Below are 17,988 nucleotides of genomic sequence, written 5' to 3'. Positions count from 1 at the left end.
CAGGCCCGACCCCGACCCCTGGTGCGCCGAGTGGGACGCCCCCGCCGGCCGCCTCCGGTACGCGCTGCCGCCGGTCACGCTGCCCGGCGGTCGACGCACCTGGGCGAGCCCGCCGACGCGCTGGGGCGGTGACGCGGCGGCCTGGCTGCCCCGCTGAGACCGGACCGCGGAGGGACCGGCGGCACCGGAGCTGGTGCCGGCCAGGCGGGGCGCGGCGGATCGCCCAGTTCGTCGACATGCGCGCCCCGGGCGAGCCGCCCGCGCCCGGGTGACCCGGTCAGGCCGGGAGGACGAGCTTGCGCAGCTCGGCGTCGAGGGTGGGCGCGTCCACGCCGCCCGGCCAGCCGCGCAGCAGCGCGCCGCCCTTGGCGACCACCACCACGGCCGGGGGCTCGCGGACCGCGTACGACCGCCAGATGGCGCCGTCGGCGTCGAGCACCACCGGGTACCCGACCCGGTGCTCCCGCAGGTAGCGCTGGACGTCCTCGGGCCTGTCCTCGGTTACCACGCCGACCAGGACGACCTCGTCGCGGTGGCGCCGGGCCAGCTCGCTCAGAGCCGCCTGACGGTCGGCGCACAGCGTGCACCAGGAGGTGAAGAAGACCAGCACGACCGGGCGGTCGGCCCAGAGATCGGCGAGGGCGACCGGGCTGCCGTCGGTGAGCGCGCCGGTGACCGCCGGCGCGCCGGGCGCCCCGGACGGTGCCGGGCGCAGGCCCAGACCCGCCGGCGCGGGGCCCGGGAGCGCCGCGGCCCCACCGGCCACCGGCGGGGCGGGCGCCTCGTCGCCGCCGGAGCAGCCGGTCGCCGCGAGCGCCGCCGCCAGCGCGATGGCGGCCAGGCGGACGGCGTACCCCCGGGTCATGACGGCACCACGGCGACCAGCGCCGGTCCCTCGCTGTCGTTCGGCGTGAGGTCGACGGGTGGGTGGCCGTCCACGACCAGCCGGTAGGCGTCCCGCGCGGCCAGGTCGACCGGCACGGCGAACTCGCAGTACGTCGGCACGCGCGACACCTCCAGGTCCTCGGCGAAGGTCGCCACCGACCGGCCCGGGGACAGCGCCCCCTCGGCCAGCGTCCGGCCGCCGGTGTCGACCACCCGGAAGGGCGCCCGGTTGTGGAAGTGGGTGTAGGGGCCGGTGCCGGCGCACTCGACGCCCGCCGGCCGGATGTTGATGTCCCGGACGAGCACCCGCACGGTCATCGCCTTCCGGGCCTCCTCGGCGTCACCGCACGCGGCCAGCGCGCCGGTGAGCAGCGACGGCAGCACGAGCGCTGCCAGCAGGCGACGCATCTGTCCTCCCTGGTGGTCGGGGGCGGGCCCGGGGCGGTGCGGCCTGCGCCGCACCGCCCCGGGTGCGGTCAGCCGAGCTGCGCGCGCGGCCGTTCGACCCGGCACTGGCTGGTCACGGTCTTACTCGGGTCGCTCTCCGAGGTGGCGGTGAGCGTCACCAGGGTGGTCGCGGTCGCGCCGGATCCGGCGCCGACCGAGACGGCCACCGGCGTGCGGGCCCCGAACTCGGCCGTGGCCAGCTCGTTCGGCAGGTCCACCCGCCAGCCCCGGCCACCGACGGTCGCCGAGAGCCGGTAGACGTCGGAGCGCAGGTACGCCCCGGCGTCCTCCGGGTGCGGCTGCCCGCCGGCCACGTACGTCCCGGTGTTGGTGAGGTCGAACGTGCAGGTGGCGCCCTTGCCGGTGGGCTTGCCGCGGGTCACCAGGTGGCCCTTGGACAGGGCCACCCCGTGCACGCTCGGCCCGGCGCCGTCCAGCGACCGCACGGCCACTGTGTACGACAGCACCCCGTCGCCGTCCCGGCGCAGGTTGAGCACGTAGAAGTGCAGCCGGTTGGCCTCGTCCACGTACTCGTACTCGCTGCCGGAGTTGGCCCCGGCGTGGAACAGCGCGTCGGACAGCTGCCGGTAGTCGCCCATGGTGATCTTCTGCGGGGTGCCGTTCGGCTGGTAGAAGTCGACCATGTCGATGTCCTGCGGGTTGGCGTCGACCACCCACACGAACGGGGCGCTGTCGGCGTTCTTGGTCTTGCTGATGAGCACGCCGTTGTCCGGGGTGAACGAGTCCGCGCCCAGCCGGTCGACGACCTCGACGGTGTAGTTGTTGTACCGGCCGCCGTCGCAGAGCGGGTCGGTCGTGATGCTGCACGCCGGCGCGCGGTCGGTGTTCATCGCGATGTTCAGACCGGTCAGCCCGCCGGGCCCGGCGTCCACGGCCCGGGCGGTCACGTCGGCGACCACCATCCCGGAGGTGGCCAGCCCCTCCCGGGACAGCCGCAGCACGTGCTCCTCACCGAGCAGCCCGATCTTCAGCTTGTCCCGCAGCATGTGCAGCGATCCCATCGAGCCGCCGTTGACCGGTGGGATCTGCCAGCGGGTGTGTGGCCCGCCCGGCCCGTTGAACGACCCGCGCGACATCATGCTCCAGATCCCGGTGTACGCGCGGCGCAACGGCGTGCCGTACGGGTTGTTGTAGTTGTCCCCGATGCTCAGCAGGTGGCTCAGCTCGTGGGCGTACACGCCCTGGCCGGAGCTCTCCGCCTGGGTGGACGAGCCGCCCCCGGCGTTCGGCCAGATGGTCGACGCCGCCTTCCACGAGGTCCACTCGACGTACCGGGTCTTCGCGTAGTTGGGCAGGGTGGGATCCGGCGGGCCCCACGCGTCCGGCACGTCCTCCTTGGTCTGGAACATCATCTGGCCGAACTCCTGCCAGGTCGACGACTCGTCCTGGCCGGCGGAGAGGATGAAGACCAGCTCGAAGCTGTCGGCCACCGCGTCGCCGACCGCCGCGCGCCAGGCGCCCAGCCCGTCGGTGCGGATGTTCCTGGCGCACGTCTCCCCGGTCGGGCAGGCGCCCGGGTTGAAGCCGTTGTCGATGCCGTACTGGTAGGACTTCGCCGGCATCTCGTACGGGCCGAAGCCGCTGAGGTCCACCCCGTACCGGCCGTTGGAGTCCTGCATCCAGTACTCGTGCAAGGTGTGTCCCCGGTTGAGGTCGCCCGGCTTGTTGAGGAAGTCGGTGTAGAACCCCGCGACCTGGTTGCGGGACACGTTCGCGGCGGTCGCCTGCGGATTGCCGAAGACCGTGGAGCCGGCCGGCTGGGTGATGACGAACGGCTGGTCCACGTAGTCCAGCGTGACCAGTGCGATCTTGAAGTTGCGGACCGACCCGCGCACGGTCGGGTCGGCCCAGTCGCGGCCCGGCACCTGCCGGTAGTCGTCCCAGGTCATCGTGTCCGGGTTCTGCCAGCGTTGGGGGTCGAGCGGCTGGAACGGGGCGGGCCCGTCCGGCCGGCCGTCCGGTGCGGCCGAGGCCGGCCCGGCGGAGCCGGTCGCGACCAGGACGGTCGTGACGGCGGCGGCCAGCACCGAGCGCCACACCGCACGCCTGGTGAGCAGAAGGCGCATCGAGTCACCTCTCAGGTCCGGGCGGAGGGGGCGGGGTGATCAGGGGGCGCTCACCCGTCCGCATTGATCACGCCCGATGTCGACCCTAGGAGCCGGCCGGCGTGGCGGTCACCGTGCAGATGTCGGCAGGTGGACCGGCGACTTCCGACACGTGCAGGACGCTCACGTCGCGGGCACCGGCCCGGCGCCGGCCCGCTCGGCCCGCCGCAGGTCCCGGCACAGCCGCTCCTCCAGCTCGGGCGGCAGGGCGCCCCGCGGCGGCCGGCACGGGCCGCCGTACCGGCCGGCCAGGCCCATGGCCAGCTTCACCGCCTGCACCCCCTCGGTCCGGGCGCCCCAGCCGAGCAGCGGGTGCAGCCGGGCGTAGAGCGGCAGCGCGGCGGCCAGGTCGTGGGCCGCGCAGAGCCGGTGCAGGCGCAGGCAGAGTCGCGGCAGGGCGTTGGGGCAGCGGGCGAGCCAGCCGGTCGCGCCGCACACGGTCAGCTCCAGCAGCACGTCGTCGGCGCCCGCCAGCACGTCCAGGTGGGGGCAGAGATCCCGGATCCGGTGCAGCCGGCGGACGTCGTCCTCCCGCACCGCCACCACACCGTCGGTCTCGGCGACCCGGGCCAGCAGGTCCGGCGTGAGGTCCACGGTGACCTCGGAAGGATCGCGGCACACCACGACGGGCAGCCCGACGGCGGCCACCTCGCGGTAGTGGGCCACCACCTCGGCGGGCCCGCCCGGGTAGCCGACCGGTGGCGGCGCGAGCACCGCCTGCGCCCCGGCGGCCCGCGCCTGCTCGGCCCAGTGGCGCGCCTGCCGGCTGCCGTACCCACCGACCGCCGGCAGCACCGCGCAGCCCGGCGGCGCGGCCTCCACGGCGGCGCGGACCGCGTCGGCGCGCTCCCCCTCGGACAGGGCCGGGTACTCCCCCAGCGGGCCGCACGGGGCCACCCCCCGGCAGCCGGTCTCGCCGAGCCAGCGCACGTGCTCCTGGAGCCGGTCGTAGTCGACGGAGAGGTCGTCGCGGAACGGCGTGGGGAGGGCGACGACGACGCCCTGCCAGGGCCTGGTTGCGGCCACGACGGTGTTCCCTTCTCGGCGGACCCGGCCCCGCACACGTTAGGGGCGTGCCGGCCGGCGGTCTTCCGACAGATGCCGGAACCCCGCCGCCGGCGGAAGGTACGGCTGTCGCGGGGTATTGCGCACCCGCCAACATCATCGGAAGGTAGGCCGAGGGTCCTACCAGCACACGTCCGGCCCGCGCCGTGCGGGGACCCCGCCGGGACCCGGGCCGGTCCGGGGGAAGCGCATGCGCATGGAGCTGCAACGCATCGTCGACCGGGTCGCGGCGCGGGTGAAGCGTCCGGCACTCATCGAGGACCGGCGCCAACGCGTCGTCGTCTACAGCGAACACACCGGGGTGATCGACGGGGTGCGCCGCAGCTCGATCCTGCGCCGGCACACCACGCCCGAGGTGATCGCCTGGGCCCGGGAGATCGGCATCATGGAGGCCCGGCAGCCCGTGCGCACCCCGGCCTGCCCGGACCTGGACCTGCTCCCCCGGGTCTGCGTGCCGATCCGGCACCAGGACCTGCTGCTGGGCTTCGTCTGGTTCATCGACGCGGTCGACGGGATGAGCGACGAGGACATCTCCGTGGTGACCGAGGCCATGCCGGACCTGTCGCTGGCCCTCTACCGGGAGAACCTGCTCGGCGAGCTGACCTCGCAGCGGGAGGCGGAGGCGACCCGGACGCTGCTGGTCGAGTCCCCGGAGGCCCGGCGGGAGGCCGTCCGGTCGCTGCTGACCGACGGCGTGGTGGCCCGCGACGGCCAGGTCACCGCGCTGGTCGCCCAGCTCGCGGTCACCCGGGACGGGGTGCTCGACGACGCGGCCCGGGTGGCCCTGGAGCACGCGCTGGTCGCCACCCGGCAGTGGGTGGGGTCGCGCGAGACCCTGCACCTGGTCCGGCACGACCACGGGGTGCTGCTGCTGTGCGGTGGGCGGGCCACCGGCCGGGTAGGGGCGGAGGGCGCGGCCGCGCACCTCGACCAGGCCCTGCGGGCGGCGACCCGGGGACTGGCGTCGGTGGGCCGTACCGTGCTCGGGGTCGGCGACGGCCGCCCCCGGCTGTACGACAGCCTCCTGTCCTACCAGGAGGCGTTCCAGGCGGCCCGGGTCGGCCTGCAACTGCCCGTCCTCGGCCCGGTGGTGCCCTGGGCGGACCTCGGCATCTACCGGCTGCTGTCCGGGGTGGACGCCGGGCACCTGGACGTCGCGCGGGTGCACCCCGGGCTGGGCCGGCTGCTCGGCGACGAGGCGCACCAGGCGCTGCTGGAGACCCTGGAGGCCTACCTGGACCTGGCCGGAAACGCCCACGCCACCGCCGAACGGCTCCGGCTGCACCGGACGACGCTGTACTACCGGCTGCAGCGGGTGGAGCTGCTCGCCGGGACCGACCTGAAGGACGGCAACGAACGGCTGTGCCTGCACCTGGCGCTGAAGCTGGGCCGGCTCACCGGCCGGTACCAGCCGGAGCGGTGACCGGGGCGGGGCGACGTCGTCGGCGCCCCGCCCCGGACTCTCCTACAGGCCGGCGGCCGCCGCGGCGGCCCGGCCGCCGACCACCGGCAGGGTGATCCGGCTGCGGTCGAAGTGGACGGTGATGTGGGCCTGGTTCTGCTTGGCCCGGCTGCTGTAGCCGGAGTACGAACCGAGCAGGACCACGCCGATCTGGTGACCGGCGGCGAACACGTAGTCCTCGGGGAGCAGGTCCAGGTCGACAGCGGTCTTCCGCCCGGGCACGAGCGGCGTCGACACCGACCGCGAGTCGAGGTTGAGGCCGTCGATGATCCCCTTGGTGACCAACTCCTGCGGGTTGGTCGCGACGGTCTTCTCCGTCTTCCGGTAGCAGGCGTTCTCGGCGAAGCCGCCCCAGGTCGCCGCCGCGCCCCAGCAGTCCTCCTCGGTGAGCGTCCGGATGCCGTCGCCGCTGGTGCTGAACCGGGGGCGGGCGCCGTAGTCGACGAGGAGTCCGGCGAAGCTGGTGTCCTCGCCGTCGACGCTGGCGTTGATCTTCACGACCGGGGTGCCGGAGAGGTGCAGCGGCGCCGTCAGCGGTGTGGAGAGGAACACCAGGCGGTTCGCCGTGTTGGCCGCCGGGTCCGACGGGTGCCGGATGGCGTTGGCGGCCGTCATGGTGGGGGTGTCCTGGAAGGTCGCCGACGCGTTGCCGGGCCCGGAGCGGAGGGCGAGCCCGCCGACGTTCCCGGCCGCCGGGGCCCGGAGGAACACCTGGGTGGGCCGGGCGCCCGGCAGCGGCCAGGTACGCGCGGTCTCCCAGACGTCCGGCGCCCGCTCGATGTCGACGGCCGGCTCCCGCATGATCCCGTTGTCGAGGCCCTGGAGCCAGTGGTCGAACCAGCGGTGCAGGGTTTCCACCCAGGCGCCGCGCCGGAAGTCGAACGGGTCGACGTGGCCGGTGCCGGTCAGCCAGAGCTTGCGGGGCACACCCCGCTCGCCCAGCGCGGCCCACCACCGGCTGAAGTGGTCTGGGCGGACGTTGTCGTCGTTGATGCCGTGCACCACGAAGACACTGGCCCGCACCCGGCCGGCGTGCGGCACGTAGTCCCGCTCCGCCCAGAAGTCGTTGTAGTCACCGGTGACGTCGTCGCCGCCCTCCCCGAGGGCGGTCCGCACCGGCGCGCAGTGGGCCCGGCGGTCCGGGTTGGTGACCGTGTTCGCGAGGCTGCCGGAGTAGTTGTTCGCCCGGGTGACGAGGCCGTTGCTCCGGGAGTAGTCGTACCAGCTGGAGATGGCCGAGATGGGCACGATCGTGGTCAACCCGCGTACGCCGCTGGCCGCGGCGGCGTTGGCCAGGGTCCCGTCGTACGACTTGCCGATCATGCCGGTCCGGCCGTTGTGCCAGTCCGCCACGACCGTCCGGCCGGCGGCGTCGACGCCCGGCCGGCGCCCGTTGAGCCAGTCGATGGCGGTCGGCGCGCTGATGTTGTCGGCCCGGCCGCCGGTGACCGGGCAGCCGGTCGAGTTGTTCGTGCCGATCATGTCGAGCAGGACCACCGCGTAGCCGCGCGGCACGAAGTAGTTGTCGTAGAAGAGCGGCCAGGTGTCGTTCAGCCCGTCGCCGTCGACGTCGGCCTTGCACTCGCCCTCGTTGCCCCGGCAGACCGTCGAGTAGTACGGGCTGGCGTCCATCACCACCGGCACCCTGAGCCCGTTCTCGCTGGCCCGGGGCCGGATGATGTCCATGGCCACGACGTCGCGGGCACCGTCGGCGTCGGTGTCCACGTCCGAGGTGACGAAGATCCGTTCCCGGACCGCGTCGGCGTAGCCGAACACCGGTTGGGTGACGCCGTCCTCGACCACGAGCCGGGCGCGCTCGTCCGCGGCCGGTCGGGCCGACGCGCCGGTCGCCGGCAGGCCGGCGACCGCGATCGCCAGGGCCACCACCGAGGCCCGCCAGGCATGTCTTCCGCTTCGCATCCGCGTGCTCCTCCTCCCCCCGCCGGCCGCCGGCGTGCACAGGGGACACGCCGGCGCGGCGGTCGTCCCGAACCTACGGATCGATGGACGTCCACGTCTTCGGACACCTGTGGGAGATGGTCGTCGTCCCCTCCTACGCCTGTCGCAGCGGCGGAGCGGGTCGCCGTCGGCAGCGAGGATCAATGCGCGTCCTGCGCACACAGCGGCAATCGCCGCACATCGGGCAGCGCTCGGATCGTCGCCCTGAACAATAGGGCCTGATCAGGCCCTATTGAAGATCATGGCTTCCTGAATTCGCGCCGACGGTGCGACGACCGCGCGACATCGGTTGCCCGGGTCACCCATTGATCCCGGCCCGGGGCCGTGTGATTGTGCCCCCAGTGAGTCGCCGACCCCCGGCGGCTCACGACGGTCGATCTGTCGAACCGGGGCCACGCCGGCAGCCTCGGAGAACGGCCGTCACCCCGCCTCGCCACAACGCGCCGCCCGTCCCCACCGGGCTCCGTGCGGCGCGCCTAGGAACAGGAGCGACCCCCTTGAAGCTCTCACCTCGCCTCGTCGCGCTCTCCGGCGCGGCGGCGGCCGGTCTGATCGCCGCCGGCACCGCCGCGGCAGTGCAGGCCGCGCCGCCCGGCCCCGCCGCACCCGACGCCGCCCAGGCCCGCGCCGTCGCCGCCGACTCGGCCCGCGCGCTGGTCGCCGGCCGGCCCGCCTACCTGCACGCCAGCTCGGACGACGCGTTCGTGCAGAAGGCGGTCATCTCCTCCGAGGGCACCCAGTACGTGCCCTACGAGCGCACCTACAAGGGCCTGCCCGTGGTCGGCGGTGACTTCGTGCTGGCCACCGACACGGCCGGCAACCTGAAGTACGCCTCCGTCGCCCAGCAGCAGGCCATCGGCGGCCTCGCCACCACGCCGAAGCTGACCTCGACCGCCGCGGCGAAGACGGCGCGTGCCCAGCTCAAGACGGTCAGCACCGTCGAGGGCACCACCCTGGTCGTCTACACCCTCGGCGCCAAGCCGGCGCTGGCCTGGGAAACCACCGTGCAGGGCACCGGCGCCGAGGGCCCGAGCCGGCTCACGGTCGACGTCGACGCCCGCACCGGCGCGGTGCTGCGCAGCCAGGAGCACGTCGTGCACGGCACCGGCACCGGTGCGTGGAACGGGCCCAGCCCGCTGACGTTGAACACCACGCACTCCGGCACCACGTACTCCTTGAAGGACCCGACCGTCACCAACCTGAGCTGCCAGGACGCCGCGAACAACACGACGTTCAGCGGCTCCGACGACGCTTGGGGCAACGGCACCGCCACCAACAAGGAGACCGGCTGCGTCGACGCGCTGTTCGCCGCGCAGACCGAGCACAAGATGCTCGCGCAGTGGCTGGGCCGCAACGGCGCCGACGGCAACGGCGGCTACTGGCCGATCCGGGTGGGCCTGAACGACCAGAACGCCTACTACGACGGCACCCAGGTCCAGATCGGCAAGAACACCGCGGGTCAGTGGATCGGCTCGCTCGACGTGGTGGCCCACGAGATCGGCCACGGCATCGACGACCACACCCCGGGCGGCATCTCCGGCGCGGGCACCCAGGAGTTCGTCGCGGACACCTTCGGCGCGGCCACCGAGTGGTTCGCCAACGAGCCGTCCAGCTACGACGCTCCCGACTTCCTGGTCGGCGAGAAGGTCAACCTGGTGGGCAGCGGCCCGATCCGCAACATGTACAACCCGTCGGCGCTGGGCGACCCGAACTGCTACTCCAGCAGCATCCCCAGCACCGAGGTGCACGCCGCGGCCGGCCCGGGCAACCACTGGTTCTACCTGCTGGCCAACGGCAGCAGCCCGACCAACGGCCAGCCGGCCAGCTCCACCTGCAACGGCAGCAGCGTCACCGGCCTGGGCATCCAGAAGGCCATGAAGATCATGTACAACGCCATGCTGCTGAAGACCTCGTCCTCGTCGTACCTGAAGTACCGGGTCTGGACGCTGCAGGCGGCGAAGAACCTCCACCCGACCAGCTGCACCGAGTTCGACGCGGTCAAGGCCGCCTGGAACGCGATCAGCGTGCCGGCGCAGACCGGTGAGGCGACCTGCACCGGCACGCCGACGCCGACCCCGACCACCACGACCACCCCGCCGTCGGGCAGCTGCACCGGCCAGAAGCTGGCCAACCCCGGCTTCGAGTCGGGCAACGTGAGCTGGAGCGCCAGCTCCGGCGTCATCACGAACGACACCGCCCAGGCCGCGCACGGCGGCTCGTACAAGGCCTGGCTCGACGGCTACGGCTCGACGCACACCGACACGCTGACGCAGTCGGTGACGATCCCGGCCGGCTGCCGGGCGACGCTGAGCTTCTGGCTGCACATCGACAGCGCGGAGTCGACCACGACCACCGCCTACGACAAGCTGACCGTGAAGGCGGGCAGCACCACGCTGGCCACCTACTCCAACCTCAACAAGGCCACCGGCTACGTGCAGCGGTCCTTCGACATCTCGTCGCTGGCCGGCACCACCGCCACCATCTCGTTCAGCGGCGTGGAGGACAGCTCCCTGCAGACCTCCTTCGTCGTCGACGACACCTCGCTCACCCTGAGCTGAGCACACCGGAGCGGCCGGCCGTCGTCCTCCCGACGGCCGGCCGCTTCGTCGTCTCCGCCGCGGGAGGTGGCCGGTCGATCGCGGCCGCGGTCAGGCCGGGTGGGTCGCGCGCGGACCGGCGGAGCCGTCGCGCCGGATCCGGGCCGCGACGCCCTCCATGGCCCGGCTGAACCGTTCCATGTCCCGCGCGGACTGCTCGGGCAGGCCGCCGAGCCGCGCGGCGAGGGCGTCCACGTCCGCCCGGGCCGAGGCGCTGACCCGCGCGTCCAGCTCGGTGAGCGCGGCGTTCACGGCCACCACGAGATGCCCGCACAGGGTCTCCAGGGACTCCCCGGCCAGCTCCGGGTCGACGGTGACGGACTCCAGCCGGCCACCCTGGACGGCGACGGCACGAACCCGGCCGCCGGCCGCGCCGCCCTCGGCGCGGAGCAGCTGGGCCGGCGCGCCGTCCGCGTGCTCGGCGGCCCGGGACCGCATCGCCGACAGCGCCTGTTGCGTCCTGGTCAGCAGCTCGTCGAGGCTCGCGGCCGCGGAGAACGAGTCGTTGGTCATATCCGCGCTTTCTTCACGTCTTTCCGAGCACCCGTGACGATAGCAACCGGCCCCGACGTGGAACGCCCGGCCGGGAGTCCCGGCCGGGCGTTCGTGGTGCGGTGGACCGGCCCGTCGTGGGCGGGTCCGGTGGGGCTCAGCGCAGGCGCAGCCTCTGGCCCGGGAAGATCAGGCCCGGGTTGTCGCCGACCACACCCCGGTTGCGCTCGTAGAGGGCGTGCCACCCGCCGACGACGCCCCTGGTGGCGGCGATCCCGGAGAGGGTGTCCCCGGGCCGGACCACGTAGCTGCCGCCGCCGGCGCTCGGCCCGGTGCGCCGCTCGGTGCGGACGGCGGGCCGGTCGTTCCGCGACGACCGCTCCGAGGTGGCCTTCTTCGTGGCCTTCTTCGCCGGCTTCTTCGTGGCCTTCCTCGAGCCCGAGTCGGTGGCCGAGTACCTCTTGGTCGAGCCACCCTTCTTGCCGCAGACCGGCCAGGCGCCGATGCCCTGTCCGTCGAGGACCTTCTCGGCGACGGCGATCTGCTCGCCGCGGCTGGCCAGGTCGGCCCGGCTGGCGTACTTCTGGCCGCCGTAGCCGTTCCAGGTGCTCCGGGAGAACTGGAGTCCCCCGTAGTAGCCGTTGCCGGTGTTGATGTGCCAGTTGCCGCCGGACTCGCACTGGGCGACGGCGTCCCAGTTGACGCCTGCGGCGCTGGCCGGGGCGGCCGGGCCGAGGAGGGCGGCGGCGCCGGTGGCCGCGCCGACGACAAGTGCCCCGACGGCGGTGCGCCGCGGCGCGGTCCGCCGATGACGGGCGACGTGTTCAGTTGCCATGTGGGTTTCCTCCACGCCGACGAGGTGAGCTGTCGGGTTCGGGCCGAGGAGCCCGGCCGCCGGAGGCGGCTTCACCCCGAGGTGTCCGTGCACCGAGGAACATGTGGGTCCCCCGCTCCCGCCCGAGGTCCAGGTACCACCGGGCCGGTGGCGGAATTAGGCGTTACCGGCCCGTGGTGTCCGCGATCGCGAACGGAGTCGACGTTAGGAATGGTTTGTGACGAACGCCCACTTCTTGTGAAGTTCTTCACCCGGCTGAGGGACGACCTCGTCTTCCGGCCCACGCCGCCGCCGAATCTGCCGTAGCGACGGCCATGGGCGCGTTTTCCCAGGTCACAGCGGTGTTCGCGGGCACCGGCCGAAGAGGACGACCGACCGGAGCCGGGTCCACCGTGGCGAGTGGCCGCGGCGCGCGTCGCGGGCCCCCGGGGCGGTGGGTTCCCGGCCCGCCGGGCAACGCGGGAGGCTACCGTGGGCAGGTTCGCGCAAGATCGGCACGAGGCGGCGAGGCATGAGCGACCACGGACACGAGCTGGCCTTCGGCGGCTTCCTCACCCCGAGCGCCGGGCGCCCCGAGCAGGTGGTGGCGCGAGCCAAGCTCTGCGAGCAGGTCGGCCTGGACCTGGTGACCTTCCAGGACCACCCCTACCAGCCCGGCTTCCTGGACACCTGGACGCTGATGTCCTTCGTGGCCGCGGCCACCAGTCGCATCACCCTCGCGGGCAACGTGCTCAACCTGCCGCTGCGCCAACCGGTGGTGCTGGCCCGCAGCGTGGCCAGCCTGGACCTGCTCACCGGCGGCCGGGTCGAGCTGGGGCTCGGCGCCGGCGCCTTCTGGGAGGCCATCGAGGCGGTCGGCGGCCGGCGGCTCTCCCCGGGCGCGGCCGTGGACGCCCTCGACGAGGCGATCCGGGTGATCCGCGAGGTCTGGGACACCGAACGGCGCGGCATGGTCCGGGTCGACGGCGAGCACTACCGGGTGGTCGGGGCGAAGCGCGGGCCGGCCCCGGCCCACCCGGTGCGGGTCTGGGTCGGCGCGTACAAGCCGCGGATGCTGCGGCTGGTCGGCCGCCTGGCGGACGGCTGGCTGCCGTCCCTCGCGTACCTGCCCAAGGGGCCGGCCGAGCTGCCGGCGCTGAACGCGCTGATCGACGAGGCCGCCACGGGGGCCGGGCGGGAGCCGGGCGCGGTGCGCCGGCTGCTCAACGTCACCGGCACCTTCGCCCGGTCCTCCGGCGGCTTCCTGGACGGCCCGCCGGAGCAGTGGGTGGAGGAGCTGGCCGGGCTCGCCCTGGACCACGGCGTCGCCACGTTCATCCTCGGCAGCGACGAGCCGCGCGCCGTCCAGCTCTTCGCCCAGGAGGTGGCGCCCGCGGTCCGCGAGCTGGTCGCCGCCGAACGCACCACACCGGGCAGCCGCGCCCACGCCGTCGAGGAGCAGCGGGCCGCCGTCGCGGCCGGCGGGTCGACCGCGCTCGCGGTCACCCCCACCCCCGACCCGGGGGTACGCCTCAGCGCGCGCCGGCCGTGGGACGAGTCCACCCGGCCGGCCGCGCCGCCCGCACCGGCCGGGCACGTCTACTCGCCGCACGGACAGGCCGCCGGGCAGCACCTGGTGGACGTGCACGACCACCTGCGCCAGGAGCTCGCCCAGGTGCGTGACCTGCTGGAACAGGTCAAGCGCGGCGCGGTCGCCCCGGGCGCCGCCCGGGCCGTGCTCAACGAGATGACCATGCGGCAGAACAACTGGACGCTGGGCGCCTACTGCGCGGCGTACTGCACCGTGGTGACCCAGCACCACGGCCTGGAGGACAACTCGATCTTCCCGCACCTGCGCCGGGCGGACGCGGGGCTGGCGGCGGTGCTGGACCGCCTCGAGGAGGAGCACGAGGTGATCCACGGGGTGGTGGAGAGCGTGGACCGGGCGCTCGTGGACCTGATCCGCGAGCCGGGCGACTTCACCGAGCTCCAGGCGGCCGTGGACCTGCTCACCGACACCCTGCTGTCGCACCTGTCGTACGAGGAGCGGGAGATCGTCGAGCCCCTCGCCCGGCACGGCTTCTACGCCGGCCAGCTCTGAGGGCGGTTTATTCCCGGGTCCGGCGTGAGATAGCTGGCTTTGGTTTCCCTAAGTCAGCCGGGGTAGCGTCGGCCCCATGACGGACTTCCTCGCGCGGCGCGACTCCTGGTCCACCGCCAACTGCTCGATCGCCGGTGCGCTCGACGTGGTCGGCAACCGCACCACGCTGCTCCTGCTGCGCGAGGCGTCGTTCGGCACCCGGCGCTTCGACGAGTTCGCCCGCCGGGTCGGTGTCAGCGAGCCGGTGGCCGCTGCCCGGCTGAAGCAGCTCGTCGCCGACGGGCTGCTCGACCGGCGGCCCTACCGGGAGCCCGGCCAGCGCACCCGCGACGAGTACGTGCTCACCGACAAGGGGCGCGACCTGCTGCCCGTGCTCGCCGCCCTGCGCGAGTGGGGCGACACGTACGCCGTCGACGAGCCCGCGGTCCGGCTGGCCCACCACGACTGCGGCGCCGCGGTGCACGTGGCGCTGCGCTGCGCGGCCGGGCACGACGTGCCGGCCGACGAGGTGGACCTGCTGCCCGGTCCCGGCCTGCTGCCGTCCTGACCAGCCACCCCTCACCACCCACAGGAGCACCCATGAAGATCGCTGGAAGCACCGCCCTGGTCACCGGGGCCAACCGGGGCTTCGGCAGGCACTTGGCCGCCGAGCTGCTGGCCCGCGGCGCCACCGTCTACGCCGGCGCCCGCAACCCGGAGACCGTCGACCTGCCGGGCGCCACCCCGGTGCGGCTCGACATCACCGACCCGGCCTCGGTGGCCGCCGCCGCCGAGCTGGCCGGCGACGTCACCCTGCTGGTCAACAACGCCGGGGTGAGCACCGGGGCCGACCTGCTCGACGGCGACCTGGCGGAGATCCGCCTGGAGCTGGAGACCCACTACCTCGGCACGCTGTCCGTGGTGCGGGCCTTCGCGCCGAGAATCGCGGCCAACGGCGGCGGGACCGTCCTGAACATCCTCTCCGCCCTGTCCTGGATCACGTTCCCGGGCGTGGGCGCCTACGGCGCGGCCAAGGCCGCCGAGTGGTCGATGACCAACGCGCTGCGCGCGCAGCTCGCCGACCGGAGCGTGCGCGTGGCCGGCCTGCACGTCGGCTACATGGACACCGACATGACCGCGCGGGTGACCGCGCCGAAGTCGGACCCGGCTGAGATCGCCCGGCTGGCCGTCGACGGGATCGAGGCCGACCAGTACGAGATCATCGCCGACGAGACCTCCCGCCAGGTCCTCGCCGGCCTCTCCGGCGGCGTCGCCGCCCTCTACCCCGCCCTGCCGTGAAGGAAGGGCCCCTTGTTAACGCCTGGCGTTAACAAGGGGCCCTTCCTTACACACAGCGGCCTACAGGTTGCGGGCGAGGCGGTCGGCGAGGATGCGGGTGAACCGGGCCGGGTCGGCCAGTTCCCCGCCCTCGGCGAGCAGCGCCATGCCGTACAGCAGCTCGGCGGTCTCGGTCAGCGCCGTGCTGTCGCCGCCCTGCTCGTGCGCCTTGCGCAGCCCGGTGACGAGGGCGTGGGTCGGGTTGAGCTCCAGGATGCGCTTGACCCGGGGCACCTCCTGGCCCATGGCCCGGTACATCTTCTCCAGCGTGGGCGTCATGTCGTGCGCGTCGCCGACCACGCAGGCCGGGGAGGTGGTGAGCCGGGTGGAGAGCCGGACCTCCTTCACGCTGTCGGCGAGCGCGCCGCTCATCCAGGTGAGCAGGTCGGCGTACTCCTGCCGTTCGGCCTCGGCCTGCTCCCTCTCCTCGTCGGTCTCCAGGTCCACCTGGCCCTTGGCGACCGAGCGCAGCGTCTTCCCGTCGTACGCGCCGACCCGCTCGACCCACACCTCGTCGACCGGGTCGGTCAGCATCAGCACCTCGTAGCCCCTGGCGCGGAACGCCTCCAGGTGCGGGGAGTTCTCGATGGTGGCCCGGTTCTCGCCGGTGGCGTAGTAGATCTCGGTCTGGCCGTCCTTCATCCGCTCGACGTAGTCGCGCAGCGTGGTCAGCTCGGCCGGGTCGTGGGTGCTGGCGGCGCGCACCAGGTCCAGCAGGGCCTCGGTGTTGTCCGGGTCCTCCAGCAGGCCCTCCTTGACCACCGCGCCGAACTCGCCCCAGAAGGTGCGGTACGCCTCGGCGGAGAGGCCCTTGAGCGTGGCGAGGACCTTCTTGACCAGGCGGCGGCGCACGGCGCGGATCTGCCGGTCCTGCTGGAGGATCTCCCGGGAGATGTTCAGCGACAGGTCGTGCGCGTCCACCACGCCCTTGACGAAGCGCAGGTAGTTGGGCATCAGCGCGTCGCAGTCGTCCATGATGAACACGCGCTTGACGTAGAGCTGCACGCCCCGGCGGCCCTGCGGCGAGAACAGGTCGAGCGGGGCGTGCGACGGCAGGAAGAGCAGCGCCTCGTACTCGAAGGTGCCCTCACCGCGCATGTGGATGGTTTCCAGCGGGTCCGCCCAGTCGTGCGCGACGTGCCGGTAGAACTCCTTGTACTCGGCCTCGTCGACCTCGTCCTTCGCGCGCGCCCAGAGCGCCTTCATCGAGTTGAGCGTCTGCTCCTCGCGGGTGGTGGCGCCGTCCTCACCCGGCTTCTCCACGGTCATCCGGATCGGCCAGGCGATGAAGTCCGAGTAGCGCTTGACGATCTCCCGGATGGTCCACTCGGCTGTGTAGTCGTGCAGGTTGTCCTCGGCGTCGACCGGCTTGAGGTGCAGGGTCACCGAGGTGCCCTGTGGGGCGTCCTCGACGGTCTCGACCGAGTAGGTGCCCTCGCCCGTGGACTCCCAGCGGGTGCCGCCGGCCTGCCCGGCGCGGCGGGTCAGCAGGGTCACCCGGTCGGCGACCATGAAGGTGGCGTAGAAGCCGACGCCGAACTGCCCGATCAGCTCCTGGGAGGCCGCCGCGTCCTTCGACTCGCGCAGCGTGCGCAGCAGCTCGGCGGTGCCGGACTTGGCGATGGTGCCGATGAGCCCGACCACCTCGTCGCGGGACATGCCGATCCCGTTGTCCCGCACGGTCAGCGTGCGGGCCTCCCGGTCGACCTCGATCTCGATGTGCAGGTCGGTGGTGTCGACCTGGAGGTCCTTGTCGACCAGCGACTCCAGGCGCACCTTGTCCAGCGCGTCGGAGGCGTTCGAGATCAGTTCGCGCAGGAAGACGTCCTTGTTGGAGTAGATCGAGTGCACCATCAGCTGGAGCAGCTGACGGGCCTCGGCCTGGAACTCCAACGTCTCGACCCGATCGCTCACACCGACTCCCTTCCAGTTCGCGGGCTTCCGGCGGAAAGGATACGAGGCGTGCGCGGGCGGCCACCGGAGGGTGGCGGATTCGACCTGGTCCAACCAGTTGACGTGTTGATGTGTGCGGGGCCACACTGCTGCCCATGGCCTTCGCTCCCGTCCCCCGCGCCTCGGTCTCCGACCACGTCTTCGGTCAGCTCCGCGACGCGATCGTCGGCGGCCGCTACCGGCCGGAGGAGACGCTGCCCGGCGAGCGGGAGCTGGCCGCCGCGTTCGCCGTGAACCGGCACGCCGTCCGCGAGGCGCTGCGCCGGCTCCAGCAGCTCGGCCTGGTCCGAGTGAGCCAGGGCGGCGCCACCCGGGTGCTCGACTGGCGGGTGCACGCGGGCCTGGACCTGGCGCTGTCGCTGGCCCGCTCGGGTGACGTGCTCCCGGTCGAGAACCTGGTCCGCGACATGCTGGAGATGCGAGCGTGCGTCGGGATCGACGCCGCCCGGCTCTGTGCCGAGCGCGGCGACCCGGAGGTCACCGACGCGCTGGTCCGGGCCGCCGAGGAGTACGGCTCGCTCGCCCCCGACCTGGACCGGATGAACGAGGCCAACATCGCGATCTGGTGGCTGATCGTCCGGGGCAGCGGCAACACCGCCTACCTGCTGGCGTTCAACAGCCTGGTGGCCGGCACCTTCGCCGTGGGCGACGTCCCCCCGGACGCCCGGGCCGCCGAGCTGCTCGACGTCGCCGGCCACCGCCGGCTCGCCGCGGCGATCGCGGCCGGCCAGGGCACGGCAGCCGCCCGGCACGCCCGGGCCCTGCTGACC

At 73.4% G+C, this 17,988-nt stretch carries 14 protein-coding genes and 1 riboswitch; of the genes, 6 read left to right on the top strand and 8 right to left on the bottom strand.

Features of this window, described 5'->3' with window-relative positions; translation table 11 throughout:
- Positions 1–277 precede the first annotated feature (277 nt).
- The 4 genes from F8274_RS22115 to F8274_RS22100 form a co-directional block, all read right to left on the bottom strand.
- A complete protein-coding gene (locus F8274_RS22115; protein WP_151464287.1) occupies positions 278–865 on the bottom strand; it encodes a TlpA disulfide reductase family protein in 588 nt (195 codons plus the stop codon).
- The gene (locus tag F8274_RS22110) at positions 862–1,293 is read right to left on the bottom strand and encodes a hypothetical protein (RefSeq protein WP_151464286.1); all 432 of its coding nucleotides are present in this window, start codon (positions 1,291–1,293) and stop codon (positions 862–864) included. The genes F8274_RS22115 and F8274_RS22110 overlap by 4 nt, the downstream gene beginning before the upstream one ends.
- Positions 1,294–1,361: 68 nt before the next feature.
- Entirely contained in the window at positions 1,362–3,419 is a 2,058-nt protein-coding gene (locus F8274_RS22105) for a M6 family metalloprotease domain-containing protein (protein ID WP_151464285.1), read from the bottom strand.
- Positions 3,420–3,581: 162 nt separating this feature from the next.
- Entirely contained in the window at positions 3,582–4,484 is a 903-nt protein-coding gene (locus tag F8274_RS22100) for a dihydrodipicolinate synthase family protein (RefSeq protein ID WP_151464284.1), read from the bottom strand.
- Positions 4,485–4,719: 235 nt separating this feature from the next.
- On the opposite strand from F8274_RS22100, the gene F8274_RS22095 reads away from it, so the two are divergent.
- Positions 4,720–5,946 (top strand): CdaR family transcriptional regulator, encoded by a 1,227-nt coding sequence (locus tag F8274_RS22095; RefSeq protein WP_151464283.1) that lies wholly within the window; start codon positions 4,720–4,722, stop codon positions 5,944–5,946.
- Positions 5,947–5,988: 42 nt separating this feature from the next.
- Here F8274_RS22095 and F8274_RS22090 read toward each other — a convergent pair whose 3' ends face one another.
- On the bottom strand, positions 5,989–7,905 hold the full coding sequence (locus tag F8274_RS22090; protein WP_151464282.1) for a Xaa-Pro dipeptidyl-peptidase: 1,917 nt from the start codon (positions 7,903–7,905) through the stop codon (positions 5,989–5,991).
- A gap of 536 nt (positions 7,906–8,441) precedes the next feature.
- Between F8274_RS22090 and F8274_RS22085 the strand changes: the two genes are divergently transcribed.
- The gene (locus F8274_RS22085; protein ID WP_151464281.1) at positions 8,442–10,502 is read left to right on the top strand and encodes a M4 family metallopeptidase; all 2,061 of its coding nucleotides are present in this window, start codon (positions 8,442–8,444) and stop codon (positions 10,500–10,502) included.
- Positions 10,503–10,592: 90 nt separating this feature from the next.
- Here F8274_RS22085 and F8274_RS22080 read toward each other — a convergent pair whose 3' ends face one another.
- Positions 10,593–11,054, bottom strand: coding sequence for a YbaB/EbfC family nucleoid-associated protein (locus tag F8274_RS22080; protein ID WP_151464280.1), 462 nt, complete (start codon positions 11,052–11,054; stop codon positions 10,593–10,595).
- Positions 11,055–11,190: 136 nt separating this feature from the next.
- The gene (locus F8274_RS22075; protein WP_151464279.1) at positions 11,191–11,868 is read right to left on the bottom strand and encodes a transglycosylase family protein; all 678 of its coding nucleotides are present in this window, start codon (positions 11,866–11,868) and stop codon (positions 11,191–11,193) included.
- A riboswitch (cyclic di-AMP (ydaO/yuaA leader) is annotated at positions 11,868–12,041 on the bottom strand. (Overlaps the previous gene by 1 nt.)
- Before the next feature lie 338 nt (positions 12,042–12,379).
- Between F8274_RS22075 and F8274_RS22070 the strand changes: the two genes are divergently transcribed.
- The 3 genes from F8274_RS22070 to F8274_RS22060 all read left to right on the top strand — a co-directional run bounded on the left by F8274_RS22070 (position 12,380) and on the right by F8274_RS22060 (position 15,226).
- A complete protein-coding gene (locus F8274_RS22070) occupies positions 12,380–13,948 on the top strand; it encodes an LLM class flavin-dependent oxidoreductase (RefSeq protein WP_151464278.1) in 1,569 nt (522 codons plus the stop codon).
- A gap of 76 nt (positions 13,949–14,024) precedes the next feature.
- Entirely contained in the window at positions 14,025–14,495 is a 471-nt protein-coding gene (locus F8274_RS22065) for a helix-turn-helix domain-containing protein (protein ID WP_151464277.1), read from the top strand.
- Between the two features lie 32 nt (positions 14,496–14,527).
- Positions 14,528–15,226, top strand: a complete 699-nt coding sequence (locus F8274_RS22060; protein ID WP_151464276.1) for an SDR family oxidoreductase — start codon at positions 14,528–14,530, stop codon at positions 15,224–15,226.
- 60 nt (positions 15,227–15,286) lie between these two features.
- Here the strand turns inward: F8274_RS22060 and htpG are convergent, their stop codons facing one another.
- Positions 15,287–17,179: a molecular chaperone HtpG gene (gene htpG / locus F8274_RS22055; RefSeq protein ID WP_151464275.1), complete on the bottom strand. Its 1,893-nt coding sequence runs from the start codon at positions 17,177–17,179 to the stop codon at positions 15,287–15,289.
- A gap of 134 nt (positions 17,180–17,313) precedes the next feature.
- Between htpG and F8274_RS22050 the strand changes: the two genes are divergently transcribed.
- On the top strand, positions 17,314–17,988 hold a 675-nt coding region (locus F8274_RS22050; protein WP_151464274.1), incomplete at its 3' end, for a FadR/GntR family transcriptional regulator.

Source organism: Micromonospora sp. AMSO31t, assembly GCF_008868175.1.
In the GTDB taxonomy this organism is placed as follows: Bacteria; Actinomycetota; Actinomycetes; order Mycobacteriales; family Micromonosporaceae; genus Micromonospora.
The sequence above is the reverse complement of the archived record's forward strand: the minus strand, read 5'-3'. Positions and strand labels throughout refer to the sequence as shown.

Excerpts from the sequence above, each read along its gene's own strand:
- F8274_RS22115 (WP_151464287.1), bottom strand. The coding sequence starts at position 865 with ATGACCCGGGGGTACGCCGTCCGCCTGGCCGCCATCGCGCTGGCGGCG.
- F8274_RS22110 (WP_151464286.1), bottom strand. The coding sequence starts at position 1,293 with ATGCGTCGCCTGCTGGCAGCGCTCGTGCTGCCGTCGCTGCTCACCGGC.
- F8274_RS22105 (WP_151464285.1), bottom strand. The coding sequence starts at position 3,419 with ATGCGCCTTCTGCTCACCAGGCGTGCGGTGTGGCGCTCGGTGCTGGCC.
- F8274_RS22095 (WP_151464283.1), top strand. The coding sequence starts at position 4,720 with ATGGAGCTGCAACGCATCGTCGACCGGGTCGCGGCGCGGGTGAAGCGT.
- F8274_RS22090 (WP_151464282.1), bottom strand. The coding sequence starts at position 7,905 with ATGCGAAGCGGAAGACATGCCTGGCGGGCCTCGGTGGTGGCCCTGGCG.
- F8274_RS22080 (WP_151464280.1), bottom strand. The coding sequence starts at position 11,054 with ATGACCAACGACTCGTTCTCCGCGGCCGCGAGCCTCGACGAGCTGCTG.
- F8274_RS22075 (WP_151464279.1), bottom strand. The coding sequence starts at position 11,868 with ATGGCAACTGAACACGTCGCCCGTCATCGGCGGACCGCGCCGCGGCGC.
- F8274_RS22070 (WP_151464278.1), top strand. The coding sequence starts at position 12,380 with ATGAGCGACCACGGACACGAGCTGGCCTTCGGCGGCTTCCTCACCCCG.
- F8274_RS22065 (WP_151464277.1), top strand. The coding sequence starts at position 14,025 with ATGACGGACTTCCTCGCGCGGCGCGACTCCTGGTCCACCGCCAACTGC.
- F8274_RS22060 (WP_151464276.1), top strand. The coding sequence starts at position 14,528 with ATGAAGATCGCTGGAAGCACCGCCCTGGTCACCGGGGCCAACCGGGGC.